Genomic DNA, 17,316 nt, shown 5'->3' on the forward strand with positions numbered 1-17,316 from the left:
AAAATAATCTTTAGAACCTTATGGTATTCAACATGTTTCCTTTTAGAAAGGTTTTGATGCAGCCCTCTCAATTGTAAGTATGCGATATTGAAATCCTTTGAAAATCCCCCTGTTTTGTTTAAATCGTAGACGTTCATTATTAACAGTAAGGGGGGATTTCATGATTGTTGTAGCAGCATAGACTTTTGTACAGATCTCATCGCATCAATCAAAGGGATTTACAGCTGAGGAATAGCTTTCTTGGGAGGAGATAATGCCGTACGATTTCTATCTGCTAAGAAAACTATAAAAATGAATGATAAAAAGTCCAAGAACTTTTTATCATTCATCCTCAATTCGCACTTTTGTAGTAAATTGTTTTAAAGCTAAGCTTTTATGATTCTAATCTGTCATTAATTTTAATGCTGAACTGTAATATAATGTTGCAGCTCTCCATGCCAATCTTTATATCCCCAGCTCTGTGCTACAATTACATCGTACTTGCCTGCCGGAATATTTTTAGTTGAGAAAACTGCCCTGAAATTACGTGTGCCGATCTTATGATCTACTTCTATCATTTTTACCGGGGTAGTTCGGCCCTTTTTATACAGATATACTACATAACCATTGTCATTATCTTCACGCAAGGTGCCTGTGACAACAATAGAAGTAGCATGTTTTGAATATGTATTAGCATCTGTCTTAAATTTAATTGCTCCTTTTGAAGACATAGCAAATGCTTCTGAACTGCTAGCGAAACATACAACTAGCAAAAGAGCAGCCGTAAATAGTGAAATTGCAATTTTTTTCAATTTAAACTCCCTTTCTTTTCTATTTTAGCAACTATGTTATATTAACATAGTTACTAAAATAATCAATAAAAATAGAAAAAAATTCTACATCATAAATAATTTTCCCTGAGAATGGTTTTTAGATTAGTAGTGATTCAAATTCAAGATGATGGGCTTGGAAGAACATTTTGATGAGACAAGCAAGAAAATTTCTCTCGGAAACGTGCTGTTCAATATCACTTTTGCTGGGAAATACAAACCGGCCTATAGAAATAACCTATCATTAGTTGAATTATTTTATCAGCCCCCGCACGCAACGAGCGATCGTCGGAAATGATTTTTATTGGGATTAAAAAAGAAGATATCTAAGCTTTTGGACAGCTGTTCCAAGCCGCCGGGAAAGATTTTTGAAAAATAAATTCAAGTTGTTATGTTTGCCAATCTAAATAAAAACAGCTCCCGGCACTGTTACGCCGGGAGCTTCAATCGTTTATAAAGCGTCGGGCCCTTCTTCGCCCGTACGGATGTTAATCGTGTTTTGAATTTCGTAAATAAAGATTTTGCCGTCTCCGGGTTCGCCGGTTTTGAGCACCTTTTGCGCCGTCTCGGCGACCTTTTCGACAGGCACCTTGCTGACGACGATTTCGACTTTTAAGCGTTCATATACATTGCTTTCCCGCTTGACGCCGCGGTAAAGCTCTGTATGTCCTTTTTGCAGGCCGCATCCGTGGACATTATAAAATGTAATGGAAGTTACCCCGATTTTGGCCAGTTCGGTTTTCAGCTCTTCAAAGTTTGTAGGACGCGTTACGATTTCAACCTTATACATTTGACCGCTCATTACATCACTCCCTGACAATTAATCTTGATACGCTTTTTCGCCGTGCATCGTAAGGTCGAGCCCGAGAGACTCTTCCTCTTCGGTTGCACGAAGCTTAAAGAAAATGCTGACTACTTTTATAATAACGTAAGTGACAATTGCAACAAACACATATGTTGAAAGAATCGCAATCAGCTGTTTCCAAAGCAGGCTGATGTCTCCGTAGAACAGGCCGTCGGCTCCGTTCGAATTAATCGATGTAGTGGCAAATAAGCCGGTTGCAATGCCTCCCCACGTTCCGCCGATTCCGTGAAGGCCGAATGCGTCAAGCGCATCATCGTAGCCGAATTTCTTCTTGAGAGAAAACACGCCCCAGAAACAGACGGCGCCGCCTACAAATCCGATAAAAACAGAAGCGAACGGAATGACGAAACCGGCGGCCGGTGTAATTGCGACAAGTCCCGCAATGGCGCCGGAGACCGCTCCGAGCATTGTCGGTTTTTTATTGATCAGCCATTCGACCAGGACCCAGCCGATCACTCCGGCGGCCGCTGCCGTATTGGTGTTGATGAAAGCGGTCATCGCCACTTCATCAAGGGTCAGTGCGCTTCCGACGTTAAACCCGAACCACCCGAACCAGATCAGCGCCGCGCCCAGCAATGTCAAAAGCAAATTGTGGGGTGCCGTGTCGCTGATGTTTTTCCGCTTGCCGAGCACGATCGCAACGACAAGTCCGGCGACGCCTGATGAAATGTGGACGACGTTTCCGCCCGCGAAATCAAGGGCTCCCAATTCTGCAAGCCAGCCTCCGCCCCATACCCAGTGGGCGACAGGAGAGTAGACAAGCACGACCCACAGCACCGAAAACAGAATAAAGGCCGGAAAACGCATCCGTTCAGCAAAGCTTCCGGAAATAATCGCCGTCGTGAGCACAGCGAACGTCAATTGGAACATCATATAGAGTGTATGCGGAATCGTCTCTGAATAATCGGAATTCGGGTCAAATCCGACTCCGTGCAGCCCGAGCCATTCAAAGCCTCCGATCAGGGGATTCCCCGGTGCGAAAGCGAGAGAATATCCGAACAAAATCCATATGACCGAAACGATCGCGATCGATGACAAACTGTGCATCACCGTGCTCAGCACGTTTTTGCTTCTTACCAGTCCCCCGTAAAATAAAGCGATGCCCGGCGTCATCAGCCACACGAGCAGAGCGCAAAAGAACATGAATACTGTATCCCCCATTTGCATGTTACATTCCTCCGTCGTAAAAAGTGATGTTTTTTTCAATTATAGTGATAAAAGGACGATATCATGACGAACATGTGAGATTTCCTAACATGGTTTTTTGGGAGAAAAGCAGCAGGAGGGAAACGGTTCGTCTGAGACAAGCGTCAAAAACCGCCTTATTCCGTCTTTGTCACTTCGATCCAGACGATCCGGTGGCCGTCCATTTCTTTCGCTTTAAAATTGTAGCCGTCGCATTGAATCTCGGTTCCGGGCCCGGTGTCGACGTTTTGTGTCAGAAACCAGCCGCCGATTGTATCGATTTCTTCATCTGACAAATGGATCCCGAGCAGATCGTTTACATCGCTGACAAGTACTTTGGCGTTCAGGATGTAGTGGTCTTCTTTGATTTTGCGAATGTCTGACACTTCATCGGTATCAAACTCATCGCGTATGTCGCCGACGATTTCCTCGATGATGTCTTCAATCGTTACCAGACCGGACGTTCCTCCGTATTCATCGACGAGAATCGCCATATGTGTGCGTGTCTTCCTCATTTTGGCGAACAGCTGATAGACGGGAATCGTTTCGATCACGCGAATGACGGGATGGATAAACTTCTTAAGCTGGCCGGTTTCAAAGGAAGCCTTGCCTGCAAGCTCAGCGAGCAGCCATTCTTTCATGTTGATCATCCCGATGATGTGGTCCTTGTCTTCCTGTACCACCGGAAACCGGGTATGCTTCGTTTTCTTGATCAGCCGTTTTGCCTTTTCCGTACCGTCTTCAAGAGACAAGACGGTCATTTCATTCCGGGGAACCATGATTTCTTTTGCCATCCGTTCATCGAATTTGAAAATGTTGTTCACGTATTTTAATTCGTTTTGATTAATTTCTCCGCTTTGGTAGCTTTCAGACAAAAGGGTTCTCAGCTCTTCCTCCGTATAGGCCAATTCGTGCCCTGCGGCCGGCTTTACCCCGAACATTCCGGTGATGACGCGGGCCGATTGATTGAGCAGCCAAATAAACGGAAACATTACCCTGTAAAACAAGATCATCGGCCTTGCAAACAGCAGCGTGATGTTCTCCGCTTTCTGGATGGCGAACGTTTTAGGCGCCAGTTCGCCGATCACCACGTTCAAATAGGTGACGATCAAAAAAGCGGCCAAAAACGTGAGCACGTGCGTGACAGACTCATGCAAGCCGAGTGCTGCAAAAACGGGATGCAGCAGGCTTTGCATCGTCGGTTCACCGAGCCATCCGAGGCCGAGCGCCGTCACCGTTATCCCGAGCTGACAGGCCGATAAGTATTCATCAAGATGTGAGGTTACTTCTTTTGCGGCAAGCGCTCCCTTTCTTTTTTCGACGATCAATTGGTCGATTTTTGTCCTTCTCACTTTAACGATAGCGAATTCAACCGCTACGAAAAACCCCGTGAGCGCGATTAAAATCGCCACTGCCGCCAGTTTTACAAAATCCAATGCAAGGCCTTCCGAAACAGAAGGCGCACACCTCCTTTTTTCGAATCAATATCATACTGGCTTCATACCACATGCAGTTGCAGGACAAACATCAGGTTTAGTTTCGGGGGCTGGGGGCAAAGAACAATAAGCGAAGGTGAACAGGAGGAAATGAGAATATGAAGATTGCTTATGGAGACGGATGGAATTGGTATCAGCTCGGCCCTCAGGAAAAAACAAAAGCGCTTGAGCTTATCGATTCCGAACACTGGCCGGAATGCCGGAAATGGTTTCAAGGCGTTCCTTCGGAAAACGTAAATTGTCTGGATATCGATGTTGTGTCCGCTGATCATGAGGCGCTGTACGGCTCACTGATTTATCAGCAGGATGCGAAAGAAGAGCACGACCGTTCTGTTTTCCACTTTTACGTGACAAAGGACTATTTTTTTACGATGAACTTCGATTTTTCTGTTTTTGAAGGCTTCAGCGATAAGCGGATGCGGCATCGGCTTAAACGGTGCAAGAATGCGCCTGAAGCGTTTTTGGCGCTGGCGGGGGAATTGGTGCACGCGTATTTCAAGGAGCTTGAGCAGTTTGAAAACGACCTTCGGACATTAAAATGGAAATTTCATCATGATAACAATAAAAGCATCATCGAGGCGATCCACAAGCTGCGCCATGAGCTATTGATCATGAAAAGCCTTGTGATGACGATGAAAAAAATCGCGATGACCATTCAGGAAACATTTGTATTCAAAAACTTCGACGAAGCTGAACAGCGCCGGACGTTTTACGAGATTGACAGAGTGCTGACGCTGATCAAAGACTATGCAGGCGATATTAATTATCTGCTCCATTCCGAAGAAGTGGTGACATCCCACAGGGGAAATGAAATTTTTAAAGCGTTGACCATTTTCACGACGTTGTTTACGCCTGTGACGGCTTTCGGCGCGCTGTGGGGAATGAATTTCGAGAATATGCCCGAGCTCTCTTTCAAACACGGCTATTTGTATTCGCTGATTTTGATAGCCGGTTCAACCGTGCTGGTTTATCTGTATTTGAAAAAGAAAGGATGGACCGGTGATTTGTTGAAGGATAAAAAGAAATATATCAAAAAGAAAGAGTACTTTTAAAGACGTTTAAGAGCCGCTTTTTTCGGAAAAGCACATACTACACCAATGATAAAGGAGGAATCCAAAGTGAAGCTGAAAGACTTGATGACACCGAATGCCGAGTGCTGTGAACCTTCCGCGTCCGTTACAGAAGTTGCAGAGAAAATGCGCGACCAAAATGTCGGCTCCATCCCGGTTTGCGAGAATGGCAAATTGGTAGGAATCGTGTCAGACCGCGATATCGTAATTAGATGCGTCGCTGAAAATGTCATTGAGGCACCTGCACAGGATATCATGAGCACAGAATTGGTGACGGGTGATCCAGAGATGACGGCGGAGGAAGCCGGCGAGCTGATGGCTGAGCATCAAATTCGCAGGCTGCCGATCGTCGAAAATGAACGGCTGGTCGGAATCGTTGCGCTGGGGGACCTTTCAGTGACAAATGCTGCTGATCAGAAAGCGGGAGAAGCTTTAAGCGAAATATCAAAACCGGCTTAAACGTTGAGGAAGAGCGTATCTGCGCTCTTCCTTTTGTCATATTTTAGCGCACCCGCCGAAGCGGCCAGCATACAACGTGCTGCCTTTTGGCGTAGTGGAGAAGCGGAGCGGTATCCGCAAGAGTGAGGCCGCTTGCCGAAGCTGCGTTATTTTGGGAAAAGTCGGCTTCAGCCTGCTGGAGCCTCCATTGCGGGTGATGGATGTCTGCATAATAGATCCGGCTGTTCTGTAGGGTGTATAGCCGATACCTTTCAGTCAGCCAGTATTCGATCGTGCCTTTCCGGGCGGTGAAGGAGTTGGACATCGCTCCGTAGCGAACGGAGAAAGCTGCTTTTCCATCAGGTCTTCTGCTGGAAAACCGAACACGGCTTCCTTCGTGAACAAAGTCCATGCCGGCATGGTAATACGGCAGGCGGAAAAACGTTCGCGCGCCTAAAACGGCGAAGCGGGAAGCGGCATCAAGGCTGAAAAAATAAACGCCCGGTATCCCTCGATAGGTCACGTACGTTCGGACATTCAGCTCAGGAAATCGGCTGAAAAAGGGGAGGGGCGGCAAAAAGCGCGGCCGCAGATTCGTCAGCAGAAAAGGAAGAATCCCGATCCAGGCCTTTCCGTTGAACGTCTCCAGTTCCAAGGCGGCCGGTATTTTTTCGCGAATCAGCTCAGGCTCGGCAGGCCAATGGGCGAACAATACATCATTCCACGTCTGAGCCATCATCCAGGGTCCTTTTGGAAGCGGGAACGGCCTGTGCGATGTGTTCGGCATCACAAGCGACACTCTCCTTTTTCGTTTATTATGTATAAAATGGTCTTTTTTAAACGATTAAAGCAGCGCATTTTGCGGTTTTACTTCTCTCTTCGCGGGATATATCAAATACAGGTTCAAAAATAAGCGAAGGAGAGTGACTGGATTGTTCAAACATTCGAAGGTTCTTCAATATCCGGCAAAGCCTGATAAGCCGGATCCCGTTTTTGCCAAGAAGATGCAGGAGATTCTCGGCGGACAGTACGGTGAAATTTCGGTGGCGATGCAGTATCTGTTTCAGGGCTGGAACACGAGAGGCAACGAAGCATACAAAGATTTGCTCATGGATACGGCAGCTGAAGAAATCGGTCACGTCGAAATGATCGCAACGATGATTGCGAGGTTGCTGGAAGATGCTCCCGTCTACGAGCAGGAGAAAGCTGCGGAAGATCCGGTGATCGGTTCTGTCATGGGAGGGATGAACCCTCATCATGCCATCGTTTCAGGGCTCGGCGCTATGCCGGAAAGCAGCACAGGCGTCCCTTGGAATGCAGGTTATATCGTCGCCAGCGGAAATCTCCTTGCCGACATGCGCGCAAACGTCAATGCGGAATCACAGGGCAGGCTGCAGGTGGCCAGACTATACGAAATGACCGATGACAAAGGCGTAAAGGATATGCTCGGCTTTCTGCTGGCGCGCGATACGATGCATCAGAACCAATGGATTGCTGCAATCAGGGATTTAGAAGAGAAAGAAGGCGTTGTCGTGCCTGGCACGCTTCCGAAAGAATGTGAGAAAGACGAATTTGCGCATACGCTGTATAACTTTTCAGAAGGAGAAGAAAGCGCCGGGCTTGATTGGCTGAAGGAAGACGCGCCGGACGGAGCGCCGTTCGAATACGAGAACGGTCCTGTCGCCTACGGAGAAAAACCCGAGTTGAAGCCCGCTCCAAAACAGAGCCACAACACGCCTCCCGCTGATGAACGACTTTAAGAGCCGAACGGCTCTTTTTCTTTTTAAAAAAATTCAAATTTCCGCTCAAATATTATAAAATAAGTGACAGGTTTGCAGATCTTTTCATTGTCAGGTAAGCTAACTATAAAAAAACAAGTAAGGAGTCATATCATGAGTAAAGTTCTTATTTTTGGGCACAAAAATCCGGACACGGATACGATTTGTTCAGCGATTGCATATGCCGAACTGAAAAAAAAGCTCGGCGTTGATGCAGAACCCGTCCGTTTAGGCGAAATCAACGGCGAAACCCAATATGCGCTCGATCAATTCAAAGCGGAAGTTCCGCGCCTTGTCGAGACCGTTGCCAACGAAACGGACAGCGTCATCCTTGTTGACCATAATGAGCGCCAGCAAAGCGTCAATGATCTGGATCAGGTGCGCGTGCTGGAAGTCATTGACCACCACCGGATCGCCAATTTTGAAACGAGTGATCCATTGTACTACCGCGCTGAGCCTGTAGGATGCACGGCAACGATTTTAAAAAAGCTTTATAAAGAAAACGGAGTCGATATTGAAAAAGGAACGGCCGGACTCATGCTGTCTGCGATCATCTCAGACTCGCTGTTATTTAAATCTCCGACTTGCACGGATGAAGACGTAAAAGCGGCGAAAGAATTGGCTGAAATTGCAGGAGTTGACGCTGAAAGCTACGGCCTGGACATGCTGAAAGCCGGTGCCGACCTGAGCGCGAAAACGATTCCGCAGCTTCTGTCGCTCGATGTCAAAGAATTTACAATGGGCAGCCATAAAGTAGAGATTGCCCAAGTGAATACGGTCGACACAAACGATGTCCTTTCCCGCAAAGAAGAGGTCGAAGCAGAGCTTGCAAAAGTGGTTGCTGAAAAAGGATTGGATTTATTCGTCTTTGTCGTAACGGACATTCTAACGAATGATTCGGTTGTCGTCGTTTCAGGACAAGCCGCACAGGCCGTTGAAAAAGCGTTCAATGTCACATTGGCGGATAACACAGCGACGTTAAAAGGCGTCGTTTCCCGTAAAAAACAAATCGTTCCGCCGCTGACAGAATCACTAAAAGGATAGTAAACAAAAGCCCGGACATCGACGTCCGGGCTTTTGTTATTATCTGAAAATCAATTTTCTCACCCGGCGCACGATAGAATCGTAGAGCGAAATGATCCAATCGAAAATCGGGTGCAGGTATTTGGAAAATTTAAGCACAATGAGCGACACCAAAATCGCTACCAGGATGCTTCCTAAAACATCAACCGGATAGTGATGACCGACCCAAATGCGGGAGAAGCCTGTCAGCAAACCGAAGGCGATCATAAAGGTTCCGATTTTGCGGTGGACGAGCCAGAATGCGATAGAAATTGCCAGAGCACCAGTTGTATGATCGCTCGGGAACGACGCATCTGCGGCGTGATGAATCAGCACATCGACATGGTGGGCGACGAAAGGGCGCGGCTCCTGGTAAATCAATGTAATTAAATAGTTGAATACAAGGCCCAAAATCCCTGTAAATCCTGCCTGAAGAACGCTTTTTTTGTAGGAATGGCCTCCGAAGAGCCATATGGCCAGCAGCATAAGGGCATATAGATAAATCGCCTTTTCCGATATGAAAATCATCATGCCGTCAAGAATGGTGCTGTGATGTGATAGATTATGGATAGCTTTAAATAATTCGTAGTTCACAAAATCACCTTTCAGTATTTTTAATAGAATCCTATTTTTCCCGGACAGTTAGGGGACGAAACTGCATTCATAAAAGTTTCATGTTAAACGAAAAAGAGCCGGGCCTATGGCAAGCCCGGCAAGACGGTGAACCGATCAATCGGCTACCGATATATTTCTCTTCTCCTTCAGCAAGGCCGGTTTCCGGCTCCACGTATACAGGAACAGATTGACGAGAACGAAGACGCCTGAGAATAAATAGATATTGGAAAAACCGGTTTGTGCGACAATCAGGCCGAACACGAAGGACCCGACCGCGATTCCTGAATCGAATAAGGTGAAATAAGTGGCCGTCGCATAGCCGCTCCGGTGCTGCGGAGAGGCTTGGATCGCCAGCGTCTGCAGGCAAGGGGTAATCGAACCGTAGCCCATGCCGATGACCGCCCCTGAAAGCAGAAGCATCGCGCCGCTGTTCGTAAAAGCGAGCAGGCAAAGCCCGATGCTAAAAAGGATAATGGACGGATAAATGACGACGCCGGGACCGACTCTATCATATAATTTTCCGGTGAACGGCCGTGTCACCATCATCGCTACCGCGAAAACCATAAAGAAATAGCTGCTCGTTTGAATCAGGCCGAGAGATTTTGCGTAAACCGAAATGAACGAAATGACGCTCGAATAGCAAAAAGAAACAAACAAGCCGACGATGGCGATCCGCATCGCCCCTTTTTCAAACATATTGGAAAACGACAATTTGAAGACAGCGGAAGTCGTGTCGTCTTCTTTTGGAATCCGCACCAGAGCCGTGCAAAGGATTCCGAAGGCGACGATTCCGGAAAACAGCGCAAACAGAGCGGTAAAGCTGATTTTGTCAAGCAGGTTCAAGGCGATAAACGGCCCGATGACGACCGCCAGGTTCATGGACATGGCAAAGTAGCCGAGACCTTCGCCGCGGCGTGCCGGCGGAATCAAATCGGCTGCAATCGCACTCGTTACCGTGGTAATGATGCTGAACCAAATGCCTTGGAAAAAGCGGATTCCGAGCAATACGTAAATATTTTGAACGGATATGAAAAGGAGAGACGAAAGCGTAAAGAGTATGACGCTGACGAGCGCCATTCTTTTTTTCCCGAACCGCTCGATTATTGCGCCTGAAAACGGCCTTGCAAAAATCGCGGAAAGCAAAAATCCGCTGATCAAAAGACCTCCCTGTGACTCCGTTCCGCCGAGCTCTTGCATCGTGTAGACCGGCAAAATCGTTAACAAGGCATAAAAATATACAAAAATAAACAAATTCATCAGAACAACCATGATAAAATCTTTAGTCCAAATGGGTTCCGATTGTTTCATAGGCTACAGCTCCTTCTTGTTGTATGTCAGCAGTTGATGTAATAAACGCTGGAACGTTTTTTTATCCTTCTCATCAAATCCCGAAAGCATTTCTTCTTCAAATTCTTTTATTTTCAACTGAATCTCGTCATATTTAACCGCGGCTTCGTCCGTCATTTTTACGACTTTTTCCCTTTTATCTTCGCCTTGTATCCTTTGCACCCAGCCGTTTTTTTCAAGGCGGTTGATCGTTCGCGTTACGGTCGGCGCTTCAACGTGCAAATACGACCAAATGTCTTTTTGAGTCATCGGGCCATACGTATGAAGGCAGTACAAGATTGACCATTGAGCTCCGAAAAGTCCGTAGGCCTCAAGCTGTTCATTCGTTTTTTTTGAAAGCATCCGCGCACTTTGATTGATTTGGTGAATGATCGTCCGGTTGATGTGTTCCATATAAACCCCTCTGAAAATACTTACCTAGGTAAATAATAAACTTTATTCATTTTACTGGATGTCCTACAACCTGTAAAGCAAAAATTTTCGAAGCCGAAATAAAAATGTCTTGATAAACCCCTTGTCCTCCTTGAGTTTTTAGCATAATCCCATTTCAATGCTAATACACTGATACAAACCTAACAAAGAGAGTGTTTGAGGTGAGGGATCGTGGGAGTATTTCAAAATTCTACTTGGAATAGCTTAAAACGAAGCAGCTGTATAAATAGTATTTTCTTTCAGCATACGGATCTCATTTCACACTTCTCACATCCATTTTAGGGAGGTCGAGTGGTGTGCACGATTACATCAAAGAGCGAACAATCAAGATAGGGAAGTACATCGTGGAGACAAAAAAAACGGTTCGTGTGATCGCGAAGGAGTTTGGTGTTTCCAAAAGTACCGTACACAAGGATTTGACAGAAAGGCTGCCTGAAATTAATCCTGATTTAGCCAATGAAGTAAAAGAAATTCTTGATTATCATAAATCAATCAGACATTTGCGGGGCGGGGAAGCAACAAAACTAAAATACAAGAAAGAGGAAATCCTTGAAAGGGAACCCGTGCAATAGGGCATAATGGACCAGTAATAAAGGGCATTTCTCATCATTTCCCGGTATCCTCCGTCTGCTTGTCGATAAAAAGCCACAAAAAATTGTGAAGAACTTTCACAAGGATGCTTTTTTTTCTAATTTTTATGATAAAATATATAATTAGGGCAGAATGTGGACATTGCTGTGAAACAGATTTCGAGGAGGATATAGATAGATGTTTGCAAGGGATATTGGTATTGACCTTGGTACAGCGAACGTGCTGATCCATGTAAAAGGAAAAGGGATTGTCTTAAATGAGCCTTCAGTTGTCGCTCTTGACAAAAACACCGGGAAAGTGCTTGCTGTCGGCGAAGAAGCAAGGAGAATGGTTGGACGTACACCTGGGAATATTGTTGCGATACGTCCATTAAAAGACGGCGTAATTGCAGACTTTGAAGTAACAGAAGCCATGCTGAAGCATTTCATCAACAAATTGAATGTGAAGGGCCTTTTCTCAAAGCCGCGCATGCTCATTTGCTGCCCTACAAATATTACATCCGTAGAGCAGAAAGCCATTAAGGAAGCTGCTGAAAAAAGCGGCGGAAAGCATGTGTATCTTGAGGAAGAGCCTAAGGTTGCCGCAATCGGCGCAGGTATGGACATTTTTCAGCCTAGCGGAAACATGGTAGTGGATATCGGCGGTGGAACGACAGATATCGCGGTCATCTCAATGGGCGATATTGTCACCGCCTCTTCTATTAAAATGGCTGGGGACAAGTTTGATCTTGAAATTTTAAATTACATTAAACGCGAATACAAGCTGTTAATCGGCGAACGGACAGCTGAAGACATTAAGATCAAAGTCGCAACTGTTTTCCCAGACGCACGTCATGAGGAAATCTCCATCCGCGGCCGTGACATGGTCACAGGGCTGCCTAGAACCATTACGGTAACGAGCAAAGAAGTGGAAGAAGCGCTTCGCGAATCGGTATCCGTTATCGTACAAGCTGCCAAACAGGTGCTTGAAAGAACGCCTCCTGAACTTTCAGCTGACATCATTGACCGAGGCGTTATCATCACCGGAGGAGGCGCATTGCTGAACGGCCTTGACCAGCTTCTTGCAGAAGAGCTGAAAGTGCCGGTGCTCGTTGCTGAAAATCCGATGGATTGCGTTGCTGTCGGAACAGGCGTCATGCTGGATAATATGGACAAGCTTCCGAAACGCAAATTAAGCTGAGCATAGACCTCATTCTTTTTTAAGAATGAGGTTTTTTTATGAAAAGCTTAAATATAATCGTAACACTGACGATAAAAAGGATAGAATCTTTAATATTATTATAGAACAAATGTTCTTATTTTGTAAATGAAAATTTGTGGACGGCCGGGATGTCCGTCTAAAGAACAAATCCTGAGGTGAAATCATGTTAAAAGGACTTTACACCGCAGCGTCGGCGATGATTACCCAGCAGCGGCGCACGGAAATGCTGACGAATAATATCGCAAATGCAAATACACCGGGTTATAAGGAAGATCAAGGTTCCATTCGCGCGTTTCCGGAAATGCTTCTGAGCCGGATGGAGTCCGATTCCTTTCAGACGGACAGCGGATCCCACTCCTTTACAAAGCAGACGCCGATCGGTGCTTTAAATACGGGAGTTTACATGCAGGAGCTCACACCGCTTTTTTCGCAAGGCGATCTGCAAAGCACAAATGAGCCGACAAATATTGCGATCAGTGAAAAAGAGGTTCCTGTAAACCAGCAAACCAATGATAAAGCGGCCCTTTTCTATGCTGTCAGACTGGGGAGCGGCGATATCCGCTATTCGAGAAGCAGCAATTTTTCGTTAAATGAAAACAACGAACTGACGATCAACGGAAATGTCGTCCTTTCCACAGACGGCCGGCCGATTGCCGTGGATAGCGAGAATTTTAAAGTGGCTGAGGATGGAACCGTGTCCGAAAACGGCCGGAACCTTGGAACGATCGACGTCAGGATCTCGCTTGACACAAGAAATTTGGCCAAGGAAGGAAACGATTTGTACCGGACTGAAAACGGACAGGAGCTGCCAAGTGCAGCCGCAAACCCGGCCGTCAGCTATTCGATCAAGCAGGGGATGACAGAACGCTCAAATGTTGATGTGACAAGAGACTATACGGAAATGACCGCTGCCTACCGCTCGTTTGAAGCAAACCAAAAAGTTCTTCAGGCTTATGATAAAAGCATGGACAGAGCAGCCAACGACATCGGCAAAATCGTATAACATACGCAAACGGAGGATGTTGGAATAAATGCTAAGATCGATGATAACAGCTTCAAACACAATGAATGAGCTGCAAAAGCAGATGAATAATATCAGTCATAACCTTGCCAATCTGGATACGACGGGATACAAGGCGGTCAATACAAGCTTTTCAGAGCTTGTCAGACAACAGATTGAACAAGTAGACGAGAAGAACAATGAAGTAGCCCAAAGCAGGAAGACGCCGCCTGGACTCCGGCTCGGCGTCGGCGCGCTCGCGGTAGACAAGCTGACAAACAGCCAGGGAAGCCTGAAGGAGACGGGACGGAACCTGGATTTCGCCCTAACCTCCCCTTACCAATACTTCCAGGTGGATGTCGACGGCGAAGTTCAATATACGAGAGACGGGGCGTTTACCTTGAGCACTGTCGCCGGAAATGCCAATCAAGTGCAGCTTATGACGGCAGACGGGCATTCCGTACTTGATGAGAACGGAAATGCCATCCGCTTTGACAGGCGCTATCAAAATGTTCAAGTCGATAAAAACGGAACGATTACCGTATCGTCAGGGAATGAAGGAGAAGCGCCATTGCGGTTTAATTTGGGCATCGTCCGGGCGGTAAAGCCTCAAGCGCTGGCAGCGGAAGGCGGCAACCTTTTTTCTGTTGACGATAATTTAAGAGCAACTGCCCTCATCAATTTAACCGGAGCCGGACGGCAGGAGATATCCATAAAGCAAGGTTCCCTTGAAGCGTCGAACGTTGACGTGTCAAAGGAAATGACGGATCTTATCGCCTCCCAGCGGTCGTACGAAATGAATTCGCGCGCGGTCACAATGGGGGATCAAATGATGGGGCTGATCAATTCAGTGCGCTGACACATCCAAAAAGGAGCCGGCCGAACCGGCTTCTTTTTTATTGCAGCGAAGCGCGCTCTTTACGATGGTAATGAATGCCTAAGTTGAAAAAGAAGCCGTTTCATAATATACTTCCAGATGTACAGAATGAGCCCAGGGCTCGTCGTTCTATACATATTTTTTAAAAAAAGGAGATGTCAAGGCAATGCTTGATACTCAGCAAATTAAAGACATTATTCCCCACCGCTACCCTTTTTTGCTCATCGACCGGGTGACAGAAGTAGAGGAAGGGAAGCGGGCTGCGGGTTATAAAAACGTCACAGCAAATGAAGAATTTTTCAACGGGCATTTTCCAAATTACCCAGTTATGCCGGGTGTTTTAATTGTAGAAGCGCTGGCGCAAATGGGAGCTGTTGCCCTTTTGATGAAGGAAGAGAACCGCGGAAGACTTGCGTTTTTCGCAGGAATTGACAGCTGCCGTTTCAAAAGACAAGTCAAACCGGGCGACCAGCTTCATCTGGAGCTTGAAGTCACCCGTTTCCGCGGCTCGATCGGCAAAGGAAAAGGAGTCGCAACAGTAGACGGGGAAATCGTTTGTGAAGCAGAGCTGATGTTTTCGCTCGGAGAAAAACAGGAATAATCCGAACAGATGGGTTTTTGGATGAACCCATTTGTTTTTTTATTATGAAGCAGAGAAGGTGATTCTTGTATGTGGAAAGATTTTAAAAGCTTTGCGATCCAGGGAAATGTGATCGATCTTGCCATCGGGGTGATTATCGGAGGCGCTTTTGGAAAAATCGTAACCTCGCTCGTCAATGACATCATATTGCCCCTCTTTGGTCTTGTGCTCGGGGGTCTGGACTTTTCAGCGCTCTCCTTTACATTCGGCGATGCCCAAATCAAGTACGGGATGTTTATTCAGACAATCGTCAACTTCTTTATCATTTCATTTTCAATTTTTATTTTTGTCCGGTATTTGTCTAAACTGAAGAAGAAGAAAGAACTTCAGGAGGAGAAAGAAGCCGGGCCTGATCCCCAGGAAGAACTTCTCAAAGAGATTCGCGACCTGTTAAAAAAGCGCGTGAACCATTCATAAAAAAAGGCTGTCGCTTTTACAGGACAGCCTTTTCTAAATATTTTGTTTGAACGCTTCAAGAAGCTGATCCCCGGTATACCCTTCTTTGATCAACCCTTCTAAAATCTTGTCGGAATCCTTTCTCAGCTTGGAACTCACCATTTTGCCGTTCATTAAAACGGAGACATGCTCTCCGAGGACCGTAATGTTTTTTACTTTTGCTAAAAGCTGGGCGGGCCGGTTGCTCTTCTTGGTAATTGTTACGAACGCCTTCACTTCTTTGCCTTCTTGTAAAAGGTATTCAAAAAAATATCGATACTCCTTGGAGACAAGCCCTTCGACCATCCAATGGTTTTCTCCGTCTTCCTTGTTAATGATCAGGCCGTCGATCAGGGGGAACTCCTCAAGCCGTTTTGCCGAATCATCCTGGCGCACGATTTTCAAATCAATAAGCCTAAAGGTTTTCACTGCTTTCACCTCACAAGCTTCAATAGTTGTAATACCATTATAGCATATTCAGGTTAAAAGCCTGTAAACGCTGTTTGTTTTGTTTACTGGTATAATACTAATATTTTTAAATTTTGAAAAAAGTATTTTATCGTACTTTGTTTTTCATTATACTGTAGAGAACAGGGGGTGACATTTTACTTAAAGGAAGTACTTATAATCAGCGGCAATCCGGCTGCTGACCGCAAGCGGTATAAGCTGATGATCCGTTTTTCATCCGACAGTGCCGGAAAATGCGATATCAATGTGGACTATGACGAAAGTATTATATTTCGCTATGAAACAAAGGATAGAATGGAGATTTATGAATTCCAATTAACATTCAAAGAAAAAGAACTGTCATTCAGGCTGTTCGCCTGGGACGGAGGCTCATACGTCCGCTTGTATTCCGAGCGGTGGCTGGCATCTCCTGTTTTTTTTCAGTTTTTAAAAAATACATATTTCTCTAATCAAAAAGACATGATGTTTATGATGATTAGGAGGAAAAGCCATAAATTATAATGGTAAATTACTTTTTTTCGGAATATTTTCTCTTTATCCGCATTTTTCTTCCCCGGGCTTCTCTTATAAACTGGTGATATCGCTGATGAAGGGAGGAACGGAATGTTTAACCACATTATGCTGGTCGGGCGTTTAACGAAGGACCCGGAGCTTCGGTATACATCTGACGGTGTCCCCGTTGCCAATATCACCCTGGCCGTCAGCAGGCATTTCAAAAATGCCGCGGGCGACATTGAGACGGACTTCATCAATTGCACGCTGTGGAGAAAAACGGCCGAAAACACAGCCGATTACTGCAGAAAAGGTTCAATCGTCGGATTGAACGGCAGGCTTCAAACGCGCAACTATGTTAATTCAGAAGGGAACCGCGTCTTTATAACAGAAGTCGTCGCCCGCTCCGTTCATTTTTTGGGCGGGAAACCCCGCGAGACCGCAGATGTCTGAAGAATGAACGATTCCCCTCTCAAGCCCCTTTCCTATATAAAATCAATTAATTCCCCATTTTCT

Annotated in this window: 21 protein-coding genes; 12 read left to right on the forward strand and 9 right to left on the reverse strand. The window is 45.9% G+C overall.

Annotated elements, in window-relative coordinates:
• Positions 1–398: 398 nt before the first annotated feature.
• The 4 genes from AB447_RS21755 to AB447_RS21770 form a co-directional block, all read right to left on the reverse strand.
• Complete coding sequence (locus AB447_RS21755; protein WP_048354090.1) at positions 399–791, reverse strand: hypothetical protein; 393 nt, start codon at positions 789–791, stop codon at positions 399–401.
• Between the two features lie 469 nt (positions 792–1,260).
• On the reverse strand, positions 1,261–1,611 hold the full coding sequence (locus AB447_RS21760; protein WP_046130347.1) for a P-II family nitrogen regulator: 351 nt from the start codon (positions 1,609–1,611) through the stop codon (positions 1,261–1,263).
• 18 nt (positions 1,612–1,629) lie between these two features.
• Positions 1,630–2,841, reverse strand: coding sequence for an ammonium transporter (locus AB447_RS21765; protein WP_048354089.1), 1,212 nt, complete (start codon positions 2,839–2,841; stop codon positions 1,630–1,632).
• 155 nt (positions 2,842–2,996) lie between these two features.
• Entirely contained in the window at positions 2,997–4,295 is a 1,299-nt protein-coding gene (locus AB447_RS21770; protein ID WP_048406821.1) for a hemolysin family protein, read from the reverse strand.
• 158 nt (positions 4,296–4,453) lie between these two features.
• On the opposite strand from AB447_RS21770, the gene AB447_RS21775 reads away from it, so the two are divergent.
• Entirely contained in the window at positions 4,454–5,407 is a 954-nt protein-coding gene (locus AB447_RS21775) for a magnesium transporter CorA family protein (RefSeq protein WP_048354088.1), read from the forward strand.
• Positions 5,408–5,473: 66 nt separating this feature from the next.
• Positions 5,474–5,884 carry a CBS domain-containing protein gene (locus tag AB447_RS21780; protein WP_048354087.1) on the forward strand — a complete coding sequence of 137 codons (411 nt, stop codon included), beginning with the start codon at positions 5,474–5,476 and terminating at the stop codon, positions 5,882–5,884.
• 43 nt (positions 5,885–5,927) lie between these two features.
• Here AB447_RS21780 and AB447_RS21785 read toward each other — a convergent pair whose 3' ends face one another.
• On the reverse strand, positions 5,928–6,653 hold the full coding sequence (locus tag AB447_RS21785) for a YqjF family protein (RefSeq protein ID WP_057957747.1): 726 nt from the start codon (positions 6,651–6,653) through the stop codon (positions 5,928–5,930).
• Between the two features lie 142 nt (positions 6,654–6,795).
• Between AB447_RS21785 and AB447_RS21790 the strand changes: the two genes are divergently transcribed.
• Entirely contained in the window at positions 6,796–7,623 is an 828-nt protein-coding gene (locus AB447_RS21790) for a manganese catalase (protein WP_048354086.1), read from the forward strand.
• 132 nt (positions 7,624–7,755) lie between these two features.
• On the forward strand, positions 7,756–8,685 hold the full coding sequence (locus AB447_RS21795; RefSeq protein WP_048354085.1) for a manganese-dependent inorganic pyrophosphatase: 930 nt from the start codon (positions 7,756–7,758) through the stop codon (positions 8,683–8,685).
• 39 nt (positions 8,686–8,724) lie between these two features.
• Here AB447_RS21795 and AB447_RS21800 read toward each other — a convergent pair whose 3' ends face one another.
• The 3 genes from AB447_RS21800 to AB447_RS21810 form a co-directional block, all read right to left on the reverse strand.
• Positions 8,725–9,297: an undecaprenyl-diphosphatase gene (locus tag AB447_RS21800; protein WP_048354084.1), complete on the reverse strand. Its 573-nt coding sequence runs from the start codon at positions 9,295–9,297 to the stop codon at positions 8,725–8,727.
• A gap of 135 nt (positions 9,298–9,432) precedes the next feature.
• Positions 9,433–10,626, reverse strand: a complete 1,194-nt coding sequence (locus tag AB447_RS21805; RefSeq protein ID WP_048354083.1) for an MFS transporter — start codon at positions 10,624–10,626, stop codon at positions 9,433–9,435.
• A gap of 3 nt (positions 10,627–10,629) precedes the next feature.
• On the reverse strand, positions 10,630–11,058 hold the full coding sequence (locus AB447_RS21810; protein WP_048354082.1) for a MarR family winged helix-turn-helix transcriptional regulator: 429 nt from the start codon (positions 11,056–11,058) through the stop codon (positions 10,630–10,632).
• 335 nt (positions 11,059–11,393) lie between these two features.
• Between AB447_RS21810 and spoIIID the strand changes: the two genes are divergently transcribed.
• The 6 genes from spoIIID to mscL all read left to right on the forward strand — a co-directional run bounded on the left by spoIIID (position 11,394) and on the right by mscL (position 15,822).
• The gene (spoIIID, locus tag AB447_RS21815) at positions 11,394–11,669 is read left to right on the forward strand and encodes a sporulation transcriptional regulator SpoIIID (RefSeq protein WP_006639358.1); all 276 of its coding nucleotides are present in this window, start codon (positions 11,394–11,396) and stop codon (positions 11,667–11,669) included.
• A 196-nt stretch (positions 11,670–11,865) separates the two neighbouring features.
• Complete coding sequence (gene mbl, locus AB447_RS21820; protein ID WP_006639357.1) at positions 11,866–12,867, forward strand: cell shape-determining protein Mbl; 1,002 nt, start codon at positions 11,866–11,868, stop codon at positions 12,865–12,867.
• Positions 12,868–13,051: 184 nt separating this feature from the next.
• Positions 13,052–13,891, forward strand: a complete 840-nt coding sequence (locus tag AB447_RS21825) for a flagellar hook-basal body protein (protein ID WP_048354081.1) — start codon at positions 13,052–13,054, stop codon at positions 13,889–13,891.
• 28 nt (positions 13,892–13,919) lie between these two features.
• The gene (locus tag AB447_RS21830; protein WP_048354080.1) at positions 13,920–14,747 is read left to right on the forward strand and encodes a flagellar hook-basal body protein; all 828 of its coding nucleotides are present in this window, start codon (positions 13,920–13,922) and stop codon (positions 14,745–14,747) included.
• A gap of 184 nt (positions 14,748–14,931) precedes the next feature.
• Positions 14,932–15,366, forward strand: a complete 435-nt coding sequence (gene fabZ, locus AB447_RS21835; RefSeq protein WP_048354079.1) for a 3-hydroxyacyl-ACP dehydratase FabZ — start codon at positions 14,932–14,934, stop codon at positions 15,364–15,366.
• Between the two features lie 69 nt (positions 15,367–15,435).
• Complete coding sequence (gene mscL, locus AB447_RS21840; protein WP_048354078.1) at positions 15,436–15,822, forward strand: large conductance mechanosensitive channel protein MscL; 387 nt, start codon at positions 15,436–15,438, stop codon at positions 15,820–15,822.
• A 33-nt stretch (positions 15,823–15,855) separates the two neighbouring features.
• Here mscL and AB447_RS21845 read toward each other — a convergent pair whose 3' ends face one another.
• Positions 15,856–16,269, reverse strand: a complete 414-nt coding sequence (locus AB447_RS21845) for a YwpF-like family protein (RefSeq protein ID WP_048354077.1) — start codon at positions 16,267–16,269, stop codon at positions 15,856–15,858.
• Between the two features lie 168 nt (positions 16,270–16,437).
• On the opposite strand from AB447_RS21845, the gene AB447_RS21850 reads away from it, so the two are divergent.
• Together AB447_RS21850 and AB447_RS21855 are read left to right on the forward strand one after the other, a co-directional pair.
• Positions 16,438–16,809, forward strand: coding sequence for a hypothetical protein (locus AB447_RS21850; RefSeq protein WP_048354076.1), 372 nt, complete (start codon positions 16,438–16,440; stop codon positions 16,807–16,809).
• Positions 16,810–16,911: 102 nt separating this feature from the next.
• A complete protein-coding gene (locus AB447_RS21855; protein WP_048354075.1) occupies positions 16,912–17,253 on the forward strand; it encodes a single-stranded DNA-binding protein in 342 nt (113 codons plus the stop codon).
• The last annotated feature ends 63 nt before the right edge of the window (positions 17,254–17,316 follow it).

This window comes from Bacillus glycinifermentans (genome assembly GCF_001042475.2).
Classification (GTDB): Bacteria; Bacillota; Bacilli; order Bacillales; family Bacillaceae; genus Bacillus; species Bacillus glycinifermentans.

Excerpts from the sequence above, each read along its gene's own strand:
- AB447_RS21760 (WP_046130347.1), bottom strand. The coding sequence starts at position 1,611 with ATGAGCGGTCAAATGTATAAGGTTGAAATCGTAACGCGTCCTACAAAC.
- AB447_RS21765 (WP_048354089.1), bottom strand. The coding sequence starts at position 2,841 with ATGCAAATGGGGGATACAGTATTCATGTTCTTTTGCGCTCTGCTCGTG.
- AB447_RS21775 (WP_048354088.1), top strand. The coding sequence starts at position 4,454 with ATGAAGATTGCTTATGGAGACGGATGGAATTGGTATCAGCTCGGCCCT.
- AB447_RS21795 (WP_048354085.1), top strand. The coding sequence starts at position 7,756 with ATGAGTAAAGTTCTTATTTTTGGGCACAAAAATCCGGACACGGATACG.
- AB447_RS21805 (WP_048354083.1), bottom strand. The coding sequence starts at position 10,626 with ATGAAACAATCGGAACCCATTTGGACTAAAGATTTTATCATGGTTGTT.
- AB447_RS21810 (WP_048354082.1), bottom strand. The coding sequence starts at position 11,058 with ATGGAACACATCAACCGGACGATCATTCACCAAATCAATCAAAGTGCG.
- mbl (WP_006639357.1), top strand. The coding sequence starts at position 11,866 with ATGTTTGCAAGGGATATTGGTATTGACCTTGGTACAGCGAACGTGCTG.
- AB447_RS21825 (WP_048354081.1), top strand. The coding sequence starts at position 13,052 with ATGTTAAAAGGACTTTACACCGCAGCGTCGGCGATGATTACCCAGCAG.
- AB447_RS21830 (WP_048354080.1), top strand. The coding sequence starts at position 13,920 with ATGCTAAGATCGATGATAACAGCTTCAAACACAATGAATGAGCTGCAA.
- fabZ (WP_048354079.1), top strand. The coding sequence starts at position 14,932 with ATGCTTGATACTCAGCAAATTAAAGACATTATTCCCCACCGCTACCCT.
- mscL (WP_048354078.1), top strand. The coding sequence starts at position 15,436 with ATGTGGAAAGATTTTAAAAGCTTTGCGATCCAGGGAAATGTGATCGAT.
- AB447_RS21855 (WP_048354075.1), top strand. The coding sequence starts at position 16,912 with ATGTTTAACCACATTATGCTGGTCGGGCGTTTAACGAAGGACCCGGAG.